General features: G+C 68.4%; 14 protein-coding genes. 10 read left to right on the top strand and 4 right to left on the bottom strand.

Features of this window, described 5'->3' with window-relative positions:
* Nucleotides 1–2 precede the first annotated feature (2 nt).
* The 3 genes from U4Y91_RS34100 (at nucleotide 3) to U4Y91_RS34090 (ending at nucleotide 3,763) form a co-directional block, all read left to right on the top strand.
* Nucleotides 3–1,064: an aromatic ring-hydroxylating dioxygenase subunit alpha gene (locus U4Y91_RS34100; protein ID WP_321808755.1), complete on the top strand. Its 1,062-nt coding sequence runs from the start codon at nucleotides 3–5 to the stop codon at nucleotides 1,062–1,064.
* A gap of 155 nt (nucleotides 1,065–1,219) precedes the next feature.
* Entirely contained in the window at nucleotides 1,220–2,563 is a 1,344-nt protein-coding gene (locus U4Y91_RS34095) for an MFS transporter (RefSeq protein WP_321808754.1), read from the top strand.
* Nucleotides 2,564–2,665: 102 nt separating this feature from the next.
* Nucleotides 2,666–3,763, top strand: coding sequence for a porin (locus U4Y91_RS34090; RefSeq protein WP_321808753.1), 1,098 nt, complete (start codon nucleotides 2,666–2,668; stop codon nucleotides 3,761–3,763).
* A gap of 21 nt (nucleotides 3,764–3,784) precedes the next feature.
* On the opposite strand, the gene U4Y91_RS34085 is transcribed toward U4Y91_RS34090, so the two are convergent.
* Nucleotides 3,785–4,231, bottom strand: coding sequence for a hypothetical protein (locus tag U4Y91_RS34085; RefSeq protein WP_044847414.1), 447 nt, complete (start codon nucleotides 4,229–4,231; stop codon nucleotides 3,785–3,787).
* 424 nt (nucleotides 4,232–4,655) lie between these two features.
* Between U4Y91_RS34085 and U4Y91_RS34080 the strand changes: the two genes are divergently transcribed.
* The gene (locus U4Y91_RS34080) at nucleotides 4,656–6,848 is read left to right on the top strand and encodes a TonB-dependent siderophore receptor (RefSeq protein WP_321808752.1); all 2,193 of its coding nucleotides are present in this window, start codon (nucleotides 4,656–4,658) and stop codon (nucleotides 6,846–6,848) included.
* A 69-nt stretch (nucleotides 6,849–6,917) separates the two neighbouring features.
* Here U4Y91_RS34080 and U4Y91_RS34075 read toward each other — a convergent pair whose 3' ends face one another.
* Genes U4Y91_RS34075 through U4Y91_RS34065 form a run of 3 tightly spaced genes read right to left on the bottom strand, consistent with a single transcriptional unit; the run spans nucleotide 6,918 to nucleotide 9,940 of the window.
* Nucleotides 6,918–7,949 carry a Zn-dependent oxidoreductase gene (locus U4Y91_RS34075; RefSeq protein WP_321808751.1) on the bottom strand — a complete coding sequence of 344 codons (1,032 nt, stop codon included), beginning with the start codon at nucleotides 7,947–7,949 and terminating at the stop codon, nucleotides 6,918–6,920.
* A gap of 29 nt (nucleotides 7,950–7,978) precedes the next feature.
* Nucleotides 7,979–9,187: a D-mannonate dehydratase ManD gene (gene manD / locus U4Y91_RS34070; protein WP_321808750.1), complete on the bottom strand. Its 1,209-nt coding sequence runs from the start codon at nucleotides 9,185–9,187 to the stop codon at nucleotides 7,979–7,981.
* Between the two features lie 21 nt (nucleotides 9,188–9,208).
* Nucleotides 9,209–9,940: a GntR family transcriptional regulator gene (locus U4Y91_RS34065; protein ID WP_321808749.1), complete on the bottom strand. Its 732-nt coding sequence runs from the start codon at nucleotides 9,938–9,940 to the stop codon at nucleotides 9,209–9,211.
* Between the two features lie 157 nt (nucleotides 9,941–10,097).
* Between U4Y91_RS34065 and U4Y91_RS34060 the strand changes: the two genes are divergently transcribed.
* From U4Y91_RS34060 to U4Y91_RS34035, 6 genes are all read left to right on the top strand, one after another.
* A complete protein-coding gene (locus U4Y91_RS34060) occupies nucleotides 10,098–11,561 on the top strand; it encodes a mannitol dehydrogenase family protein (protein WP_321808748.1) in 1,464 nt (487 codons plus the stop codon).
* Between the two features lie 135 nt (nucleotides 11,562–11,696).
* The gene (locus tag U4Y91_RS34055; protein ID WP_321808747.1) at nucleotides 11,697–12,992 is read left to right on the top strand and encodes an MFS transporter; all 1,296 of its coding nucleotides are present in this window, start codon (nucleotides 11,697–11,699) and stop codon (nucleotides 12,990–12,992) included.
* Nucleotides 12,993–13,206: 214 nt separating this feature from the next.
* Entirely contained in the window at nucleotides 13,207–13,998 is a 792-nt protein-coding gene (locus U4Y91_RS34050; protein WP_321808746.1) for a transcriptional initiation protein Tat, read from the top strand.
* Nucleotides 13,999–14,006: 8 nt separating this feature from the next.
* Nucleotides 14,007–15,059 (top strand): substrate-binding domain-containing protein, encoded by a 1,053-nt coding sequence (locus U4Y91_RS34045; protein ID WP_321808745.1) that lies wholly within the window; start codon nucleotides 14,007–14,009, stop codon nucleotides 15,057–15,059.
* A 54-nt stretch (nucleotides 15,060–15,113) separates the two neighbouring features.
* The gene (locus tag U4Y91_RS34040; protein WP_321808744.1) at nucleotides 15,114–15,800 is read left to right on the top strand and encodes a c-type cytochrome; all 687 of its coding nucleotides are present in this window, start codon (nucleotides 15,114–15,116) and stop codon (nucleotides 15,798–15,800) included.
* Entirely contained in the window at nucleotides 15,797–16,738 is a 942-nt protein-coding gene (locus tag U4Y91_RS34035) for a c-type cytochrome (protein WP_321808743.1), read from the top strand. The genes U4Y91_RS34040 and U4Y91_RS34035 overlap by 4 nt, the downstream gene beginning before the upstream one ends.
* The last annotated feature ends 27 nt before the right edge of the window (nucleotides 16,739–16,765 follow it).

The following is a 16,765-nucleotide window of genomic DNA, read 5'->3' as shown; positions in this document are numbered from 1 at the left end:
CAATGGAACAACATGCCCGGCCCCCCATCAGTACTGCTCAATTCCTGGTCGACCGATGGTGGGTCGCCGCGCTGTCATCCGAACTGACGGACCAACCCGTCGCCCGCACGCTGCTCGGCCGTCCGGTCGTCCTGTTCCGGTTGCCGTCCGGGGAAGTCGGCGCGCTGGAGGATCGCTGCTGCCACAAGTCGCTGCCGCTGTCGTGCGGCTCGCTCGAAGCGCGCGGCCTGCGCTGCGGCTATCACGGGCTGCTGTTCGACCGCGGCGGCACCTGCGTGGAGATTCCCGGCCAGGAACGCATTCCGGCGAAGGCGTGCGTGGCGTCGTATCCGGTGCAGGAGCAGGACGCGATCGTATGGATCTGGATCGGCGCCGACGCGCACGCCCAACCGACCTGCGCGCCGCCGCGCTATGCGTTCCACACGGATCCGCAATACCGGTTCGGCGGCGGCCACTACCATTACGACGCGCCGTATCAGCTGATTCACGACAACCTGATGGACCTGAGCCACCTCGGCTACGTTCATCTGAAAACGATCGGCGGTAACGCGCCGCTGCATATGGGCGCGGAAACCCGCGTCAGCAGCGACGGCGACACGGTGACGCTGGTCCGCCGGATGCCGGAGTCCGACCCGCCGCCGACCTACACGGCCGCGTGGCCGTTCGCGGGCCGCGTCGACCGCTGGCAGGAAATCGAATTCCACGTGTCGCATATCCGGATCTGGACCGGCGCGATGGACGCCGGCATCGGCGACCTGCACGATCCGGCGCGCGGCGGCTTTCACATGCGCGGCTTCCACGGCATCACGCCCGAGACGGAAACGACGACGCACTACTTCTGGACCGTCGCGACCAATCCGCAACACGACGTCGAACGCATCGCGCGAACGGTCATCGAGCAATCCGCGGCGACGTTCGATGAAGACAAGACCGTGATCGAAGCGCAATACCGGAATCAGTTGCGGTTTCCGCACGGCCGCCAGATCGACATTCATGTAGACGCGGGCCCCAATCGCGCGCGGCGCGTGATCGAGCGGCTGCTGATGCAGCCCGACCCCGCGTAACCCTCGCGCCGGCGCGCGAACGACGCGAGCCGGCGCGATGGGCGTTCCCCGGGTTGGCCATCAACCCACGCATTCGCTTTCGTCCCGTTCGCAGCTGCCGGCTTCGATTTCATCCCATTCGATTAGTCATACTATTTTTATCAAGGATCTTTGACGTGAGCGACAATATCCGCAATACGATCGACGCGTCCCCGATGAGCGCGTTCCAGACGATGGCGGTCACGGCCTGCGTCGTGCTGAACATGCTCGACGGCTTCGACGTGCTGGCCATCGCGTTTGCCGCACCGCACCTGGCCGCCGAGTGGAAACTGAGCGGCAAGGAAATCGGCCTGCTGCTGAGCGCCGGGCTGGCCGGCATGGGGATCGGCTCGGTACTGATCGCCCCGCTGGCCGACCGCGTCGGCCGCCGCCGCATCATCCTGCTCTGCCTCGCCGTGATCTCGACCGGAATGCTGGCCTGTGCGGCCACGCACAGCACGTTGCAACTCGCCGTCGCACGTGCCTATACCGGGCTCGGCATCGGCGGGATGCTCGCAAGCCTGACCGTCATCAGCGGCGAGTACGCCTCGAACAAATGGCGCAGCGCCGCGATCGGCATGCAGTCGACCGGCTACGCGATCGGCGCCACCGCCGGCGGCGTCATCGCCGGTTATCTGCTGTCGGTATGGGGATGGCGCAGCGTGTTCGCGTTCGGCGGCATCCTGACCTTGATGGCGATCCCGATGGTGCTCGCACTGTTGCCGGAATCGCTCGACTTCCTGCTGGCGCGGCGTCCCGACAACGCACTGCAGAAGATCAACCGCATCCTCGCGAGAATGAAGCGCGCGCCGATCGACGCGCTGCCGGCCGCGACTGCGTCCGTCGACACGGCGAGCCCCGCGTCAAGTTGGACGGCCGTGCTGCGCGCGCCGCTCACGCGTCGCACGATCGCGCTGTGGGTCGCGTTCTTTCTCGTGATGGGCAGCTTCTATTTCGTCGTGAGCTGGACGCCGAAGCTGCTGGTCCAGGCCGGCCTGTCGGCCTCGCAGGGCGTGACCGGCGGCGTGCTGCTCAACCTCGGCGGCATCGCGGGTGCGTCGCTGTTCAGCCTGCTGTCGACCCGGTTCCGCCTGCGCAGCCTGCTGGGCGCGACGCTGCTGCTGGGCGGCGCACTGATGGTCGTGTTCGGCGCGAACACCGGCTCGCTCGGCATCGGGATGACCGTCGCGGTGTTCCTCGGCGCCGTGATCAACGCATGCGTTGCCGGCATGTACGCGCTGTCGCCGACGCCGTATCCCGCCGAGATCCGCACGACCGGCATCGGTCTCGCGGTCGGCATCGGCCGCCTCGGCGCGATCCTGTCGCCAATGACGGTCGGTGCGCTGCTGGACGACGGCTGGTCCGTGCCCCATCTCTATTTCGCGTTCCTCGTGCCGATGGCCGGCGCGGCAATCGCCGTCGCCGTGGCGGGCGCGCGTGTCGCGGCGCCGCACCGGCAACGCGATCCGGCGATCTCGTAACACGCGACACCCGCAGTCCTGCCGATACCCGTCGGCATCCCGGGCATGTCCGGGGCAATAAATAAATCGATAAGTAGATCTACATACTGTTTGGAGACAGCCATGAAAACGAAACTGGGCGTCGCACTCGCGACGGCGACGGCGATGGCGCTGGCCGGACCGGCCTGCGCGCAAAGCAGCGTCACGCTGTACGGGATCATCGATACCGGCGTGTCCTACTACAACAACGCCGCGCGCGGCGGATCGTTCACCGGGATGCCGACGCTGACCGGCGAAGTGCCGTCACGCTGGGGCCTGAGAGGCACGGAGGATCTCGGCGGCGGCTACCAGGCCTTCTTCGTGCTCGAAAACGGCTTCCAGCCCGGCACCGGCGTGCTGAACTACGGCGGGCGCCTGTTCGGGCGGCAAGCCAACGTGGGCGTGAACAGCCCGTTCGGCGCGCTGACCCTCGGCCGCCAGATGAACATGTCGATGATCGTGCTGACCAATGCCGACGTGATCGGCCCGTCGATTCATTCGATGGCGGATTTCGACTCGTATCTGCCGAACGCGCGCAGCGACAATGCGATCGGCTACAAGGGCACGTTCCACGGCGTGACGCTCGGCGCGACCTACAGCTTCGGCCGCGACGCGGCCGGGCCGGCGGGGCCGTCGGCGACGGGCTGCGCCGGACAGGTGCCCGGTGACATCGTCGCGTGCCGCCAATACACGGCGATGCTCGCGTATGACGCGAGCAATTTCGGGCTGGCCGCGTCGCACGACGTGATGCGCGGCGGCGGCGGCGCGCTCGCGCCGCTGAACAATCCGGCCTACACCGACACGCGCGATATCGTCGCGGGCTACGTGAAGATCGGCCCCGCGAAACTCGGCGCCGGGTGGATCCGCCGCAACCTCGCGGCGGCCGAGCACCTGCAGGCCGACATCGTGTTCGCGGGCGGCACGTACTACGCGACGCCCTACCTCGCGCTCGACCTGCAGGGCGTGCGCTACCTGCAACGCCGCGAAAACAAGGAAGGCACGAACGCCACGCTGGTCGTCGGGCGCGCGAACTATTTCCTGTCGAAGCGGACGACCGTCTATACGTCGGTGGGCTACATGTTCAACAGCGCGCTGGCCGCGAACGCGGTTGCCGCCGGCGGGACGGTCGGCACCGGGATGAATCAGCTCGGCGTGATGGCCGGCATCCAGCAGAAGTTCTGAACGCCGGACACCGCACCTCGATCAATCGGCGAGCCGGCAATGCGACAGCTTCAGCCCCGGCAGCACCGGCGCGTCGATATAACCTTCGTTCACGCAGCTGAAGCGGAAATTCGCGGACGCCGTGAACGGCTTGATCTCGCCGCCCGGGAATTTCGGTTTCAACGCGGCCTGGTCGGCCGCGTCGAAATGCGTGTCGAACTGCTCGCCGTCGGCCGTCAACGCACCGAAGTACGTGCCGCCCGGGTCGCTGCCCATCCGCATCACCGCGCCGACGAACGCGAGGCGCCTGCCATCGTATTTCGTCTTCGCGGCTGCCATGTCCTGCGTGTAGGCCTCGATCACGGTGGCGTAGTGCGCATCGATCGCGGGCTCGGCAGCCGGCGCGGCGTAACCGCTCTGGTGAACGCCCGCCAGCATCGCGCAGGCAGCCAGCGCGGCCGTCATGAACGGCGCGGAACTCTTTTTCATTGGGTGGTCTCCCGTCAAGCGTGGTGGTTGAAGTAATCGATCGCGGCGCTTCGCCGGCTGGCCGGCGAAACACCACTGAATGATCGTGCTGCCGTTGCGTCAATCGTTCGAATCGTGGAACACGGCTGCGATCACTTCAGCACCCGCACGGTCGGCTGCGGTGCGCGACGTCGCGCGGCACGCGACGTGACAGGAAGATGACATGGTGCGGCCCCCGGCTCTCATTGAATTTCACTGCGTCTGATTTTGGGCGCTACGGTAGCAGACGGCCGGCGGCCCGGCAATCGCGATGCCCGGTTCGAATCGGCCTCTTTACAATTGCAAACGATTCTCATTACGTATATCATGCGCATCCTCCGCGCGACGCAGTAAAGGCGCTGCGGCCCGCGTCATCGTCCTTAGCACTCCGTCCATTCATCGATTCATGCCATCCCGCCGAACGCCCCACCGCGCCCGGACTCTTCGTCCGTGGCGCGCGAGCCTGCCTGCCCTGATCACGTTTTGCGTCGCAAGCGGCGCGCATGCGGATGCCGAACCCGCCGCCACGGCCTCGGCGGCCACGTCCTCGCCCTCGTCGACGCCCGCGCGCCCCGAACGCGAACTGCCGACGATCAGCGTCAGCGCATCGTCAGCCGTCGATCCGACCGTCGGCTACCAGCCGCGCACGAGCAACGTCGCCGGCGGCGACGATCGCCCGCTCAAGGAGATTCCGCAATCGGTAGCCGTGGTCAGCAGCAGCGTGATGCAGGACCAGCAGGCGCGCTCGCTCGATGACGTGCTCGGCAACATCAGTGGCGTCACGCAGACCAACACGCTCGGCGGCACGCGCGACGCGTTCATCAAGCGCGGCTTCGGCTCGAACAACGACGGCTCCGTGCTGGTCGACGGCGTGCGCACGCCGGTGCTGCACAGCTACCTCGCGACGATCGACCGCGTCGAAGTGCTGAAGGGCCCGGCTTCGCTGCTGTACGGGATGCAGGACCCGGGCGGCGTGATCAACCTCGTCACGCGCAAGCCGGAGGATACGTTCGGCGGCTCGATCTCGGCCTCGCGCACGAGCCACGGCGGCAGCAGCGCACAGTTCGACCTGACCGGCCCGCTCGGCAAACCGGGGCAGGTCGCGGGCGGCACGCTCACGTTCCGGCTCACCGGCGAATACGACACGAGCCGCTACTGGCGCAGCTTCGGCCGCGAGCGCAACGCGCTGATCGCGCCCGCGCTGTCGTGGCACGACGCGAACACGTCGATCGACGTCAGCTACCAGTACGTCGACTACACGATGCCGTTCGATCGCGGCACGGTGCTCGTGAACCGCCGCCCCGACGATGCGCTGCGCTATCGCCGCTACGAGGAAGCGTGGGCGCAAAGCAGCGGCATCCAGGAAACGCTGCGCGCGCGCGTCGAGCACCGCTTCTCCGACGCATGGCGCGTGCGCGCGACCTACGGCTGGGGCCGCGACCGCTACGATCAATACATCGCCCGCGCGACCGCCTTCAACAGCACGACCGGCGCGCTGTCGCGCTCGTCCGACGCGAACCTCGGGCGCAACGACTCCGACCAGATCGCGACGCTCGGCCTGCTCGGCAACCTGACGCTCGCGGGGATGAACCACGCGCTCTATATCGGCGGCGAATACGAGCGGCAGCGCAGCTTCCGCGGCGACACGATCCGCGGCACCGCGACGAAGGGCTTCGATCTCTACGATCCCGTCTACGGCCTGCTCGCGCCCGGCGGCACGGTGAGCGCGAAGCAGAGCGATTCGCTCTCGAAGGTCCACACGTATTCGATGATCGTGCAGGACTCGGTGAAGATCACCGACCGGCTCACCGCGGTCGGCGGGCTGCGCTGGGAGGACTGGCAGCAGGAATCGGGAATGGGGCGGCCGTTCGTGTTCGCCGACCGCTCGCACGGCAACGTGTGGCTGCCGCAGTTCGGGCTCGCGTATGCGCTCACGCCGTCGCTGACCGCGTATGCGAACGTGAGCCGTTCGTTCAAGCCGAACGTCGCGTCGAATGTGGCCGCGCCGCTCGCGCCGGAATTCGGCCGCGTGCTGGAAGCCGGCCTGAAGTTCAGCCTGAAGCCCGGCATCACCGGCACGCTCGCGGCCTATCAGATCGACAAGCGCAACGTCGCGGTCGCGGTCACGGTCAACGACATCACGTCGACGATCGGCACCGCGCGCTCGCGCGGGATCGAACTCGACGTCGCCGGGCAGCTCACGCGGCACCTGAGCCTGATCGGCAGCTATGCGTACACGAACGCGAACGACCGCGACAGCAACACGCCGCTCGTCAACGTCGCGCGCCATACCGGCAGCCTGTTCGCAGTGTACGACACGGCGATCGCGAACCTCCCGGGGCGCTGGCGCTTCGGCGGCGGCGCGCGGCTCGTCGGCGCACGGCCCGGCGACACCGCGAACAGCTTCACGCTGCCCGGTTACGTGACCGTCGATGCGTTCGCGGCCTACGAAACGACGATCGGCAAGTTCCCGACGCGCATCCAGCTCAACGTGAAGAACCTGCTCGACAAGACCTACTATCCGTCGAGCAACAGCAACCTGATCGTCGCGGTCGGCGAGCCGCGGCTCGTCACGCTGACGACGACAGTGTCGTTCTGACGCATCTTCGCGCCGGGTGGCCGGGGCCGGGGCCGTGCCACGCGCCCCGGCCGTCGACGCGAGCCGGTCTCAGCCGCCCGCGAAATCGAGCAGGATCTTGCAGCTTTGCTCGGGATTGCGCTCGGCCATCTCGAACGCCTGCGCGACGTCGCGAAAGCCCACCTTGTGCGTAACGATGTGCTCCGGCTGGATCAGCCCGCGGGCAATCCAGTCAATCACCTGCGGGAACATCGCGCAGTTCAGCCGCGATGCCGCGAGCGTCAATTCCTTCTTCGTCAGCTCCGCCTGCACGATCGCCGACGGCTCAGACGAAAACCCGAGCACGCCGATCCGGCCGGCCGGCGCGGCGATCCGCACGGCCTCCTCGAGAATCGACGGATGGCAGACCGCATCGAAGATCAGCGTCGGGCCGCCGTCGACGCCGCGCTTTTCCAGCGCGTCGGGCAACGACTCGACGCTCGTATTGATGATTTCGTCCTCGGCCGCGCCGCACTTGCGCGCGAGCTGAAGCCGTGCGTCGAGCCGGTCGGTAATGAATGCGCGAATGCCGTACACGCGCTTGAGCACCTGCAGGATCGTCAGCCCGACCGTGCCGGCGCCATAGATCAACGCGACGTCGCCCGGCAGCACGCCGGTGCGCGACGTCGCGTTCGCGGCCACCGCGAACGGCTCGACGATCGCCGCGCAGGGTTCGGCGATCGCGTCCGGAATCCGGTACGCATTGCCGGCCGGCACGCACGTGTACTGGCTGAAGCCGCCGTCGCGATGCACGCCGAGCACGGTCAGGTGCCGGCAGACGTTGCGCCGGCCGATCGTGCACGCGTGGCAATGCCCGCAGCTGATCACCGGATCGACCGCGACGGTCTCGCCGAGCCGCGCGGCGTCGACGCCCGCGCCGACCGACTCGATCGTGCCGACGAACTCGTGGCCGATGATGCGCGGATACGACACGAACGGATTCTTGCCGTGAAAGATGTGCAGGTCCGACCCGCAGATGCCCGCATAGCGCACCTTCACGCGCACTTCTCCGGCGGCTGCCGCGGGCAGCGGCACCTCGCGCACGCCCATGCTGTTCGGACGATCGACAACGACGCTCAACATTTCGGTTCTCTCCTTCTGGTCTTCGGCGCTCACCAGTTCCACATCGATCCGTCACGCAACCGGGCGACCGGCAGGTACGCGCGCTCGTACGGATATTTCGCGGCCAGCGTCTCGTCGATGTCGACGCCGAGGCCCGGCACGTCGTCCATCACGAGATAGCCGTCCTCGAAGCGGTAGCTGTGCGGAAACACTTCGTCGGTCAGCGCGCTGTGCGGCATCAGTTCCTGGATGCCGAAGTTCGGCGCCCACAGCCCGAAATTCACGGCCGCCGCCATGCAGACGGGCGACAGGTCGGTCGCGCCGTGGAAACCGGTGCGCACCTGGTACATCGCCGCGTAGTCGGCGATGCGCCGTACGTGCGTGATGCCGCCCGCGTGCACGATGGTCGCGCGGATGTAGTCGATCAGCTGGTCGCGGATCAGGTCCTTGCAATCCCAGATCGAGTTGAATACCTCGCCGACCGCGAGCGGCGTCGTCGTGTGCTGGCGGATCAGGCGGAACGCGTCCTGGTTCTCCGCGGGTGTCGCGTCCTCAAGCCAGAACAGGCGATGCGGCTCGAGATCGCGGCCGAGCCGCGCGGCCTCGATCGGCGTGAGCCGGTGATGCGCGTCGTGGAGCAGGTGCGGCGCATCGCCGACCGCGTCGCGCACCTTGCGGAACAGTTCCGGCGTGTGGCGCAGGTAGAGCGCGGTGTCCCACGGCTCCTCGGGCGGCAGCCCCTTCTCGGCGGGCTCGTACGCGCCGGCCGTCTTGCCGACGCCGTACACCTTGTCGAGCCCCGGCACACCGGACTGCACGCGGATCGCGCGGTAGCCGGCCTCGATGTGCGCGCGCACCGCGTCGACCGCTTCCTCGTGATCGCGTCCGTTCGCGTGGCCGTATACCATCAGGCCGTCGCGGCTCTTGCCGCCGAGCAGCTGATAGACGGGCATGCCCGCGAGCTTGCCCAGGATGTCCCACAGCGCCATGTCGATCGCGGCGATCGCCGTCATCGTCACGGGCCCGCGCCGCCAGTACGCGCCGCGATACAGGTATTGCCAGATGTCCTCGATGTTGCGCGGGTCGCGTCCGACGAGGCACGGAAACACGTGGTCTTCCAGGTACGCGCGCACCGCGAGCTCACGCCCGTTGAGCGTCGCGTCGCCGAGGCCGTGGACGCCTTCGTCGGTCACGATCTTCACCGTCACGAAATTCCGGCCCGGACACGTGACGATGGTCTGCAAGCGTTCGATTTTCACTGCGCTCCTCCAGCGGGCGTTTCAGTCGACAAAGTAATGGGGCGCGCGGCTGCGCACTTCCGGCAGATGCGAGCCGATCCGGTCGACGTGCGCCGCGACCGATGCGCCGAGCAGCGCCATGTTGCGCGACGCGATGTGCGCGAGAATCTGTTCGTGTTCCTGCAGCGCGCGGCGCGCGTGATCCTCGACGCGGTCGAGCAGCAGCCAGCGCACACGATCGAACTGGCGCTTCATCGGCTGCAGCATTTCCCACACGTGCGGCCGGCCCGCGAACGCGAACATCCGGCCGTGCATTGCCTCGTCGAGATCGAAGAACGCTTCGACGTCGCCCACGGCCACCGCCTCGCGCTGCGCGTCGATGATCCGCGACAGCTCCGCGAGCTGCGCCGGCGTGATCTTCTGCGCGAGCTCGACATGGTTCGCGCATTCGAGCGTGCTGCGCGCGAAGCGCCCTTCCTCGAGGATCGACACCGGAATCGGCGCGACCAGCGTGCCGACCTTCCGGATGATCTGCACGAGCCGCTCGTCGGCGAGCTGCGCGAACGCCTCGCGCACCGGGGTGCGGCTGACCTTGATCGTCGTGGAGATCACCGCCTCCGACAGCGCGGTGCGCGGCGGCAGCGCGCCGCGCACGATCGCGTGGCGCAGCAGCGCATGCACCTGCTCCGTATACGACCGGCTCTCGTCCAGCGAGAACCCCTGCAGCGCCGTGACCACGACGTCCGCTTCTTCCAATGCTGCCGTTTCGCTCATGGTTGCGATGGATCCGACTTGATATCGATATCTACCATGGTACATAAGCAGTCGATTTCAGGCGATCTAGCGTTTACACCGATAACTTCGCCGTAAAACTCGAAATAACCTGCAGGCATTCCTCCATCTACCATGGTACGGACCGTTGACGACTGTCATGTTATCTGCCCCCGATTTTCTGCGCACCGCGCCGCCCGGCACGGGCCGTCCCGGTTATGACCGGCAAGCGGTTCGCACGGGTATCGTCCATCTCGGCCTCGGCGCGTTCCATCGCGCGCACCAGGCGCTGCATACGGAAACGGTGCTCGAACAGGGCGACCTCCGCTGGGGCATCGTCGGCGTCGAACTGCGGCGGCGCCATACCGTCGACCTGCTCGCCGCGCAGGATCACCTGTACACGGTGATCGAACGCGATGGCCAAGGCGCGCGCGCGCGCATCGTCGGTGCGGTGCACGACGCGCTGTTCGCGCCCGAATCGCTGCCCGCGCTACTGGCGCTGATCGCCGATCCGGCCGTGTCGATCGTCAGCCTGACCGTCACCGAGAAAGGCTATTGCCGCCGCCCCGGCGGCGGTCTCGATGCCGACGATCCCGCGATCCGGCAGGATCTCGCGACACCCGACACGCCGCGCACCGCGCTCGGCGTGATCGCGGCCGGCCTGCGCCTGCGGTCGGCCCGTGCGCCGCTGACCGTCGTCTGCTGCGACAACATGACGGCGAACGGCGACACGCTGCGCGCGCTGCTGATCGACTACGCGGAACGCATCGACGGCGCGCTCGCGCGGCGCATCCGCGACGACGTCGCGTTCCCGAACAGCATGGTCGACCGGATCGTGCCGGCCGCGACGCCCGAATCGCTCGACTGGGCGCACGCCCATCTCGGCGCGCGGGATGCGGCCGCGATCGTCTGCGAGCCGTTCTCGCAATGGGTGATCGAGGATCGCTTCGCCGGCCCGCGCCCGCGCTGGGAAGACGCCGGCGCGCACCTCGTCGGCGACGTGCGGCCCTACGAAACGATGAAGCTGCGGCTGCTGAACGGCTCGCATTCAGCGATCGCGTATGCGGGGCAGCTGCGCGGCCGCGCGACGGTGTCCGACGCGATGGCCGATCCGGCGATCGCGGCGCTCGTCGACGGCGTGATGACGCGCGACCTGCTCGCGACCGTCGACGTGCCGTCCGGCTATGACGCGCACAGCTATTGCGCGACGCTCGTGCAGCGCTTCCGCAATCCGACGCTCGCGCATCGCACCGAACAGATCGCGATGGACGGCACACAGAAGGTGCCGCTGCGCTGGCTGCCGGCGCTTGGCGAAAGCGCGGCGACCGGTATCGAGCGGCCGTATCTGGAACGCGCGCTCGCGCTCTGGCTGCACTACCTCGCCACCGCGCGCGACGAATCGGGCCGCGCGCTCACGGTCAGCGATCCGGGCGCGGCCGCACTCGGCGCGACGCTGTCGGCAGCCGGCGATGCCACCAGCGCGGTTCGGGCCGCCCTCGGCAGCCTCGCGCTCGCCGGTTCGGCGGCATGGCCCGATGCAGTGATCACGCGCATCGGTGCCCATCTCGCGACGCTACGCGCGAGCGGCACCGATGGGCTGCTCGCACCGTTGTACGCGCGCTGAACGACCGCTTACCCCGGTTCGCAGGATTCCTCAGCGAACCGCGCAGTGCCCCTGCCCGCTGACGCACATGCCGACGCGGCAAACGATCGACAAGACAACCATGACAGCCGGCCCACCGGCACGAAGGAGACGGACATGAAGCAGAAGTCGCAGGCGTGGTTCACGGTATTCCTGCTGTTCCTGGTGTATGGCATCAACTATCTCGACCGCGTCGCGCTGTCGATCGTCGCGCCGATCGTGCAGACCGATCTCGGCATCGACGCCGCGCAGATGGGCCTCGTCTTCAGCACGTTCTTCATCGGCTACGCGCTGTTCAATTTCATCGGCGGGCTCGCGTCCGACCGGCTCGGGCCGAAGCTCGTATACGTACTGTCGGTCGGGCTGTGGTCGGTGTTCTGCGGAATGACCGCGCTCACCGTCGGCTTCGTGAGCCTGCTGATCGTGCGGCTGCTGTTCGGCATGGCCGAAGGGCCGCTGTGCTCGGCCGCGAACAAGATGGTCAACAACTGGCTGCCGCGCGACGCCGCCGCGACCGCGATGGGCCTGCTCAGCGCCGGGTCGCCGCTCGGCGGCGCGATCGCCGGGCCGATCGTCGGCCTGCTGGCCGCGCACTTCGGCTGGCGGCCGGCGTTCTGGATCGTATGTGCGATCGGGCTCGTGTGGGTCGTCGTGTGGATGATGTCGACCTCGGACCGTCCGGCCACGCCGGTCGGCGACGCAGCGGGTGCGCCCGCAGCGACACCCGCCGCCGCGCCCGCCCACGCAGGTGCCGCCGCCGGCCCCGCAACGCCCGCACACACGCTGTCGCATTACGTGCGCCAGCCGCGCATCCTCGCGACGGCCGCCGCGTTCTTCAGCTACAACTACGTGCTGTTCTTCTTCCTGAGCTGGTTCCCGAGCTACCTCGTGCGTGCGCACCATCTGAACATCAAGGAGATGAGCGTCGCCACCGTCGTGCCCTGGCTCGTCGGCACGGTCGGCCTTGCGTGCGGCGGCGCGATCTCGGATGCGCTGTACCGGCTCACCGGCAACCTGCTGCTGTCGCGCCGGATCGTGCTCGTCACCTGCCTGCTCGGCGCCGGCGCGTGCGTGGCCGTCGCGGGCGCCGTGCAGTCGACGCAAGGCGCGGTCGCGCTGATGTCGGTGTCGCTGTTCTTCCTGTACGTGACGGGTGCGATCTATTGGGCGATCGTGCAGGACGTCGTGCATCCGGCGCGCGTCGGCGGCGTCAGCGGCTTCCTGCATTGCATGGGCAGCCTGTCGGGCGTGATCGGGCCGGCGGTGACCGGCTTCATCGTCGAGCGCAGCGGCTCGTTCGCGTCCGCGTTCGTGCTGGCCGGCGCGATCGCACTCGCGGGCGCGGTGCTGGCCGGCGTGTTCGTGCGCAACGCACGGCCGTCGGAAGTGCTGCGCGAACGCACCGCACACTGACCTTTCAAGGCTGACGAAGGCCGCGCGGCGCCGCATGAGTCGGCACCGCGCGGCCTTGTCGTTTCATCCAATCATCGCACCCTCGAATATCTCCCATCCGATATCGCGATTTCCGCTGTCGATCGCGCGCCTCTAGACTGGCTACGCGATGGCGACGCTGCGCAGCGGCACGGCGCTGCGGCACGCCCCCACAAAAACGATATGGGAGAGTTCGATGTCCGACCGGGATGCGCGCCGCGGCGCGCTCAAGACACTCGGCCTCGCGGCCGGCACGGCGCTGCTCGGCGCCGCGCGCGCCGCGCAGGCTGCGACACCCGAATCCGGCGCGCTGCTGGCCGGCGGCGCGACGCGCCTCGCAGACCTCACCCGCCGCCTCGCGGCCACGCCGAGACGACGCGACTTCAAGACGGTGCCGATGATCGTCGAGCGTCCCGATCAATGGGATCACGCGGCGCTCATGGAAGTGATCGGCTATCGCGGCGGCCCGAAGCAGGTGTGGGACAACACCGAGCTCGGCGGCCCGTGGCTGAACCTGATGCGCAATGCGCTGAACGCGCAGGTCTGGGGGTTCGGTCATCCGGACTTCCTCGTCGTGTCGGCCACGCACGGCGCCGCGCATCTCGCGCTGTTCGACCCGGCCGCGTGGGACAAATACGGCCTCTCGACATTCGCCGGCGCCGCGTTCGCGACCAACACGCTGCTCGCCGCGAAACCCGCGCAGTCGAAAGACGCGAAGGATCACGAACTACCTGATGGCGCGTTCTCGTCGCACGACAACAGCATCGCCGCGCTGCAGCAGCGCGGCGTCGTGTTCCTGGCGTGCCACAACGCGATCTGGGAGCTCGCGGAACGGCTCGACCGCGCGAATGCGAATCCGGACAAGCTCCCGCTCGACGCGCTCGCCGCCGACCTGACCAACCATGTGATTCCATCGGCGATCGTCACGCCGGGCGTGGTCGGCACGCTGCCCGAGCTGCAGCACGCCGGTTTCACCTACGCGAAATGAGGCGCTCGATGACACCGATCCGCACGCGCTCTCCGTTGCGACGCCGCTGGTGCATGGCGCTGCACGCCACGCTGGCCGCGCTCTGCTGTGCGTCGACGCTGTCGCTCGCCGCCCCGGCCGATGCTTCAAACAGCGTGTTTCCGCCGTGGCAGGACGGCCGCAACAACGACGCGACGAACCGCGGCCTCGAATTCACGGTGCCGCAGGTCGACGTGCTCGCCGATTTCCACGGCGACCTCACCGCGCCGAAGCTCGTGCTGTACGTCGGCGGCAACTACTTCTTCGCGATGGCGCCGCTCGTCGCGCAGTTCGAGACCGATCATCCGGAATACCGCGGCCGCATCTACTGGGAAACGATCCCGCCCGGCCTGCTCGTGAAGCAGATTCACGCGGGCGGCACGATCACCGTCGGCAACATGACGTGGACGGTCGAGCCCGACGCGTATTTCGCCGGGCTCGGCAAGATCGACGAACTGATCGCCGACGGCACGCTCGACGGTCCGGCCGTGCCCTACGTGACCAACCAGTTGACGATCATGGTGCGCGCGGGCAATCCGAAGCACATCGCGTCGCTGAGCGATCTCGCGCGGCCCGACGTGAAGCTCGCGATGCCGAACCCGGCGTTCGAAGGCGTCGCGCGGCAGATCCGCGCATCGCTCGTGAAAGCCGGCGGCGATACACTCGCGCGCACCGTCTACGACGACAAGGTGCGCGCCGGCACGACCGAACTCACGCACATCCATCATCGCGAAACCGCGCTGTTCCTGATGCAGGGGCGCGCCGACGCCGGCGTGCTGTGGCAATCGGAAGCGGCGTTCCAGGAACAGGTCGGGCATCCGCTGATGCACATCGACATTCCGGCCGCGCACAATACGACGGCGCTCTATGCAGGCGCGATGGTGAAGCACGCGCCGCATCCGGAAGCCGCACGCGCGTGGCTCGCGTTCATCCGGTCGCCCGAGGCGTTCCGGATTTTCGCGCGCTACGGCTTCGGGCGATACGACGCGACGGCACCGACACCGCAGCTTGCGCCACGGCAAGACCGGCCCGACGCGGGCTGACCGCGCAATTGCACAATTGCGCACGCCACAAGACAGACAACAAGGAGGGGACACGTGAACGATTCGGTCGACACACCGCGACGCCGGTTCGGGCCGCTTCTGCTCGCCGCGGCAGCGCTCCTGGCCGGCAACGCGCGCGCGGACGACGTCGCGCTCGGCAAGACCATCGCCACCCGGGGCACGACGACGGGCGTGGCTGCATGCATCGGCTGCCACGGCGCCCAGGGCGAAGGCAACGCGGCCGCCGGCTTTCCGCGGCTCGCCGGCACACATGCCGCCTATCTTTCGGCTCAACTCGCCGCGTTCGCCGACGGCAGCCGCCAGAATCCGGTCATGCAGCCGCTCGCGAAACTGCTGTCGCCGCGCGATCGCGACGCGGTCTCCGCGTACTTCGCGAGCCTGCCCGCGCCGCCCGCCATTGCCGCTTCCGACGCCGCGTCGATCGACCCGGCGAACACCGGCGCGTGGCTCGCGACGCGCGGACGCTGGTCGCAGGGTCTGCCCGCCTGTGCGCAATGCCACGGCGCGGGCGGCCTCGGCGCAGGCACCGCGGTTCCGCCACTCGCCGGCCAGCCGGCCGCGTACATCGCGGGCCAGCTGAACGGCTGGAAGCGCGGCACGCGTGCGCCCGGCCCGATGGCGCTGATGCCGATGGTTGCCGGCAAGCTGTCCGACGCCGATATCGACGCGGTGGCCGCCTACTATGCGCGCGGCGGCGCCGCGAACGGAGAACAACGATGATCGATCGCTCGACGCTGATCCGCGGCGCGCGTGCCGCGCTGCTCGGCGCGGCCTGGCTGCCCGCGCTCGCCTGCGCGGCCGCGCCGCAGGACGCACCGGCCGCCGCTTCCGCCTCCGCCGCGGCCACCGTTCCCGCAACGACGACGGTGAAGCCGTTCACGCCGCCGCCCGAATCCGCGATACCCGCCGACGACTTCGGCAAGACCGTGAAGCTCGGCGAGCAGATCTTCCTGCACACGCCCGAACTCGCGGGCAAGTACGTCGGCAACAAGCTCACCTGCGCGAGCTGCCACCTCGACGCGGGCCGCCGGCCCGATTCGAGCCCGATGTGGGCCGCCTACCTGCTGTACCCGGCCTACCGCATCAAGAACGGCCACGTGAACACGTTCGCCGAACGCCTGCAGGGTTGCTTCAGATACAGCATGAACGGCAAGGCGCCGCCGGCCGGCGATCCGATTCTCGTTGCGCTCGAAACCTATTCGTACTGGCTCGCGAAGGGCGCGCCGGTCGGCACGAAACTGCCCGGCCAGGGTTTCCCGAAACTGCCGCCGCCCGCGCAAAAAGCCGACTACGCGCGCGGTGCCGCCGTCTACACGCAGCACTGCGCGCTGTGTCACGGCGCGGACGGCCAGGGACAATCGAGCGGCGGCAAGCCGGTCTTTCCGGCGCTCTGGGGCGCGCGCTCGTTCAACTGGGGCGCGGGGATGGGCGACATCCGCAACGCGGCCGGCTTCGTGAAGGCCAACATGCCGCTCGGACTCGGCGGCACGCTGACCGATCAGGAAGCGTGGGACGTCGCGACCTTCATGGACAGCCACGAACGCCCGCAGGACCCGCGCTTCACCGGCTCGGTGCAGGACACCCGCGCAAAATTCCACGACACGCCCGACTCGATGTACGGACGCGAGGTGAACGGCCGCGTGCTCGGCGCGCCATGAGACCTGGCCGGCCCGGGCGGCGCGGCG

Origin of the sequence: Burkholderia sp. BCC1993 (genome assembly GCF_905339865.1) — a bacterium.
GTDB lineage: Bacteria > Pseudomonadota > Gammaproteobacteria > Burkholderiales > Burkholderiaceae > Burkholderia.
Note: the sequence above shows the minus strand (reverse complement) of the source record. Positions and strands in the feature narration are given on the sequence as shown.